Origin of the sequence: Pelomicrobium sp. (assembly GCF_036803785.1) — a bacterium.
GTDB lineage: Bacteria > Pseudomonadota > Gammaproteobacteria > Burkholderiales > UBA6910 > Pelomicrobium.
The window spans coordinates 1-5130 of sequence record NZ_DAIRTR010000177.1 but is presented as its reverse complement, the minus strand read 5'-3'; the positions used below and the strand labels follow the sequence as shown (position 1 = coordinate 5130).

The following is a 5130-nucleotide window of genomic DNA, read 5'->3' as shown; positions in this document are numbered from 1 at the left end:
GGCTTGAGCTCCCGCCCGTCGGCGAGCTCTGTCAAGGGCAACGCGAGGAGCAAGATCATCCACGCTACGGGTTTCCTCATGACGGATTCCTTCCATTGATCTTTTTCCATGCCGCCTCCAGCACGGCGGGGAGCTTGGCCGCCATGGTCTGCTCGTCTGCGGTGGCATCCTCTCGGAAGTAGAAGCGGTCTCGCACCGTCTGGAGGTAATAGACGTACACCGGCGCGCCGTGGCGGGCGAGGAGCGCTTTCAGTTCGTCCACCCACCAGTACCAGGGCGACAGGGTGGGTTGGATGATGGCCACGGGAAGATGGTTCACTCCCGCCGCTGGGACGTAGCGTGGCTCTTCGCCGGGGTCGGGCGTGGCGGCGTAGAAATTGGGCGAGAGCAGGATCACTCCTTTAAGGGCGGGTGCCGACGCGCCCGCCTCCCGGCGCCACAGATCGGCGGCCTCCAGGGCGAGCACCGCTCCCCGCTCCTCGGCAATCAGCAGGATGGGCTTCGAGCTTTCCGCAGCCTTGGCGAGCACCGCCACGGCATCGGAGGGGGGGATCTGGTCCATCTGGCTGGGCACGGCTGCGAGGAAGCGGGCGGCATGCAGGTCGGCGAGCCAAACCTCGAAACCCCGTCCGGCGAGGCCCCGGGCCACCTCCCGGTCCCCTGCGGTCAAGCCGTGCTCGGAGGGCAGCCACAAGGCGATCACCGGCCCCGAGCCCTCCCGGGTCACTGAGATGGTGGTGCCGTCCACGGCCCGCACGTGGAGCGTCTCCGCGTGGCCGAGCGCGGAAAGCAGGGCCAACAGGGGAACCCATAGCGACCGTCGGATCGAATACGATTGAACCATGGGGCAAAAGATGAAAAGAAAAAATTTTACGCCATTCGTTGCGCGACCTCGAAAGAGCCCCCCTCTGGCAGCCCAGACTGCATGAAGTACCCGAGCTGGTCGTGCCGGATCGCCTCGGGTTGCACGGTGAGCAGGGAGGAGATCACCGAGCGCTTGTGGACAATGCGATCGTCCTGGATGTCGAAGTAGGCTTCGGCCCCGTCGTGCTCCTGCTCGTCGCGCACTTCCAGGAGCCCCGAGCGGCCCCGACGCCAGGCGAGCTCGATGCGCGCGGGCAATTCCTGAAAATTCATGCGCTCCAGCTCGAGCGGGAAGCACAGCGCCGCGCCGCATTCCCCGAACCCGAAGGTCACGTGGCGCGGCACGGTGACGCTTGCCATCATGTGGAACAGTGGTATCTCACCCGGGCGAGGCGGGTGGCTCGGCACCTGGGCCAGATGGAGGCAAGCGTCCAGGAATCCAGATACGCTGTCGCAGGGACGTGGATCCGTCCGTCCCATGGGATGCCTGCCCCCGAAGGCTTGCCGCCGGGTCCAAGGCCGCTCGTCGGGGCCGCCTACCCAAACAGGGAAAAGCGTACCCGTCCCAGAGGAGTCGCTCAAACGAAAGGAGCGCGTCGGCAGCGACGGCCACAGGGGGTTGAAAGCAATCGGCCGAGTACAGCACCGGCGTTTCGCCCCCTCGCCACGCTGTTGCAAATGATCCCGGAACGGCATGGCCGCAGCTGCCCGCAATGTCCCGTTGGCGAGGAGGGAATCGTCCTGGCGGTGCCCGATCCCCGCTGCGGGCGCTAGCCTGCCGATTTCCCCCCCGGCGCGGGGGCTCGTTGCGCTCTCCGATTGCCTGGAACCGGTCTTCTTCCCCGGGCAGCCGCTCGGGGTGTGCGTCCAAGTCTTGTGGCTCAAATGAGCCGCAGCCCATCTCCTCACCCATAATGGCGACAGGTTACCATTGATAGAGCGCTCGGCACAGCCCGTCAAGGCGGTACGCCGCGGGGGGATGATCTCCTCGCGCCTCGACGTTGCTGAACCTAGAGCGCGAAATGGAATCTATCCTATGGTAATGCCCGGACCATCCGGACGCTAAGGCCCATCGATGCCCCCCATCACGCAAATCCTCATCATTGCCAACACGGCGGTCTTTCTGCTCCAGCTCGCGACCGGACAGCAGCTGGTGATGTCCTTCGCTCTGTGGCCCCTGGCGGGCGATGGGTCCTTCGGGCCCGATGTGGGCGGCGGGTTCCAGCTCTGGCAGCTCGTCACCTACAGCTTTCTGCACGGCGGCATCGCGCACTTGTTCTTCAACATGTTCGCGCTGTACATGTTCGGTTCGGAGCTGGAGCGCCTGTTTGGTCCTCGCTTCTATCTCGCGTTTTACTTCGCCTGCGTCATCACCGCCGGCATCGCCCAACTGCTGGTCGCTGCCATGACCAGCGCGCCGCCTTATCCGACCGTGGGTGCGTCGGGCGGGGTGTTCGGGTTGCTCCTCGCCTTCGGCATGTATTTTCCGCGCCGGACCATCATGCTCATCTTTCCTCCGATTCCCCTGCCGGCGTGGCTGTTCGTCACCTTATACGGGTTGCTTACCCTCTACATGGGGATCACCGGCGTCCAACCGGGCGTTGCGCATTTTGCCCACCTGGGCGGCATGCTGGGAGGCTATCTCATGATCCAGCACCGCCGGGGGCGATTTCCCTTCGGCGGGCCACGGCGGAGATGGTGACCCGTTTAAAAGAAGGGAAGACGGTGGGAAGGCGGCGAGGGCGCGCGACGAGACGTGGGGGTCGCTGCCTTTTCCGCGCCCGAGAGGCGGGGCGCTCGGCAGGAGGCAGCCGTGCGGCTATGAGGCTCGTTTTCCCGCCGGGAGGATGCCTCGGGCGGGAGCGTGAAAAGTTGGCGCCCCGAACACGAATCGAACGTGCGACCTGCCCCTTAGGAGGGGGCTGCTCTATCCACTGAGCTACCGGGGCATCGAGGATTGGGAGTACATTTTACGGCACTGCCCGTCAAATTGTCCCTACCCCTCGCGGGGCGGCAGCCTCCCCGCTTCCCAGCCAGAGAGGAGGCCACGCTGCTCGTGACCAGGTCCGGGACGGGTACGGTATTCACCAGATAGCCGCCGTCGAAGCGGGCGGAGCGCTGCACCCTCTCCTCCGTTGCCCCGTCGCCTGCTTCCTGGGTCGCCCCCAGGGCAGGCCGCTCATGTTTAGCCTACGTGGCCCAACCTGCGCCACCGGAAACGGCGATTTCCGCCGCCCTGGGCACCTAGCGCTAGGGGAAGGTGCTCGGGGTTCGCATCGGCCTCCCCCGGTCCGTGAAGACGTACCCCTCATGCCGACCATGCAGACGCCGCTGCGCCTCCAGAGCCGTCGCAGTGCGCGGTACCGGGATCGACTCGCTAGACTCCGGCTCATCCGCATGGTCCAGGTGAGGCGTCGGTTTACTAGATCGTGCATGAGCATGGGAACGTTTTTTTCTCGCCGTGGCCCAGGGGGGATCTTTCCCCGGGGCATGCGCTGAAAACAGGCGACGGACGCGTGCTTTCGCGCCGGGCGTTGGAGGAGATTCGCATCCGGGCGATCGAGCAGGCGTAAGCCAGATGGTCATCCGAAGCGGTGATCCCGGCGCACGCGTTTTGCGGGGCTGCGCCTCTATGGAATGGCTGGCGTGCTCCGGGAAGACGGGTTTGAGGCGCTGCGCGCCAAGCGGATTGCGGGACGACCGCCCAACCTCGACGGGGAGGCGCTGGCGTGGCTGTATCGAGCGATGACGATGAAAAAATCCACTGCAGCTGGAGTGCGAAGTCGCGCTGTGGACGCGAGGCATGGCGCGCAGTCTTATTCGCGGGCGCTTCAGCATGCGTTTCTGGGAGGTCTTGCTCTGGCGCTTGCTCAGGAAGCCGCGGCCCTCGTCCCAGCGGCCGCTGGCGGAGGGCGGAATGAGGTTAGAGTATCCGAGAATTGGGGCGCAGGCCGGGCGGCTCGGGGCGCAGATCGTCTCTGTCGACGAGGCGGCCGTACACTCCGGCCAGCCCAGTGGCATTCTTTGGGCGCCGATGGGCGGGACCCCGGTGCTCGATACCACGGCGGCGCGCTTCAGGCTCGACATGCTCTCGGCGTTCAGCCCGCGGGGGCTGCGCTTTATGCCCTCCGAGCAAAGGCTCAGCGCCGTGCTCTTCATCGAGTTCCTGCAACGGCGGCTACACGTCTGGCACCCGCCCTTCTTTCTCATCGCCGAAGAGCATTCGGTTCACCGCTCAGGCGCCGTGCGCCGTTTTGTCGCTTCGACCCAGGGGCCGCTTGCAGCCGTTTCAGCCGCCCCACGCACCCCGGCTCAACCCCCACGCGCTGGTCTGGAACCACCTCAAGACCCTAAGCTCGGAAGGTCGCCGTCGACGGTCCCGAGCCGCTCGGGCGCCGCATCATCAGGTTCCTTCGCGCGTTACGGAAACCAGCCGCCCTCGTCCGCGCTTTGCCCTCACAGCCCGGCATGCCCTGCGCTGCAGCCCGACATGACCGGGTGTTTTGTTTCGCCTTAATAACTCCGTGTATCACGCCCTGGGGTGAAAACCAGCCGGCGCATTACTAGATATAACAACGGGAGTGCAGCCAGCTGGATGCCGACGGAAAAAACAATCAGCGCCGAGAGGGAAACGTCGTAGAGCAGTCCCATCAAAGCGCTGCCTAGAAACCAAAAGACGCCGAAATATCCGTTGAACAGTCCGAACGCCGTGCCTCGCCGCTCTGAGGGAGACATTGCAGCCACGGCCGCTTTCATGATCGATTCTTGAGCGCCCATCCCGATGCCCCACAGGACGACGCCAACGAGCGCTGCGGCGAAACCGCCCAAGAAAACCAGCGGTGCGACGGGTATCGCGATCGCGGCACTCGCTAAAAGTACCCCCATGCCTTTACGGTCATAAAGATAGCCGAAGACGAGCGCCGCCACTCCGTCCACCATCATTGCAACCGCGTAGAGAACAGGAATCCATTCCTTGGGCAGACTCTCAGTCTTGCCGAAGTGATAAGCGATGAGCGGATAGTCGGCGAAGCCGGCGGCGATGCAGGCCGACGCGGCTACATACAGCCAGAATGGCTGAGCGAAATCATGCATGTCCAGCTTGACGCTCATCGGCTCGAGATCGCGCGGGCGGGGATAGAGTGCGCGCGCCGTGAGTAGCGTGGCCAGGGAAACGAGAGCTGGAATAATCAGCACCGCGAAACTTAGCCGATAGTCCCCTCCAAAGTACAGCACGCCGGCCATGATGAGAGGCCCCACCGTAGCGCC

The 5130-nt window shown here is 64.7% G+C and carries 5 protein-coding genes and 1 tRNA gene; 2 read left to right on the top strand and 4 right to left on the bottom strand.

Annotation, left to right across the window (positions count from 1 at the left end):
- Positions 1-76: 76 nt before the first annotated feature.
- Positions 77-799: a hypothetical protein gene (locus V7Q81_RS14585; RefSeq protein ID WP_333844716.1), complete on the bottom strand. Its 723-nt coding sequence runs from the start codon at positions 797-799 to the stop codon at positions 77-79.
- A gap of 71 nt (positions 800-870) precedes the next feature.
- Complete coding sequence (locus V7Q81_RS14580) at positions 871-1344, bottom strand: hypothetical protein (protein ID WP_333844713.1); 474 nt, start codon at positions 1342-1344, stop codon at positions 871-873.
- A gap of 595 nt (positions 1345-1939) precedes the next feature.
- Between V7Q81_RS14580 and V7Q81_RS14575 the strand changes: the two genes are divergently transcribed.
- Positions 1940-2566, top strand: coding sequence for a rhomboid family intramembrane serine protease (locus V7Q81_RS14575; protein ID WP_333844710.1), 627 nt, complete (start codon positions 1940-1942; stop codon positions 2564-2566).
- Positions 2567-2737: 171 nt separating this feature from the next.
- On the opposite strand, the gene V7Q81_RS14570 is transcribed toward V7Q81_RS14575, so the two are convergent.
- A tRNA-Arg gene (locus V7Q81_RS14570) sits at positions 2738-2813 on the bottom strand.
- Positions 2814-3667: 854 nt separating this feature from the next.
- Here V7Q81_RS14570 and V7Q81_RS16140 point away from each other — a divergent pair.
- The gene (locus V7Q81_RS16140) at positions 3668-4381 is read left to right on the top strand and encodes a transposase (protein ID WP_442954850.1); all 714 of its coding nucleotides are present in this window, start codon (positions 3668-3670) and stop codon (positions 4379-4381) included.
- Here V7Q81_RS16140 and V7Q81_RS14565 read toward each other — a convergent pair.
- A partial coding sequence (locus V7Q81_RS14565; protein ID WP_333844708.1) for an MFS transporter occupies positions 4378-5130 on the bottom strand: 753 nt, incomplete at its 5' end. The two genes, V7Q81_RS16140 and V7Q81_RS14565, sit on opposite strands and share 4 nt — an antisense overlap.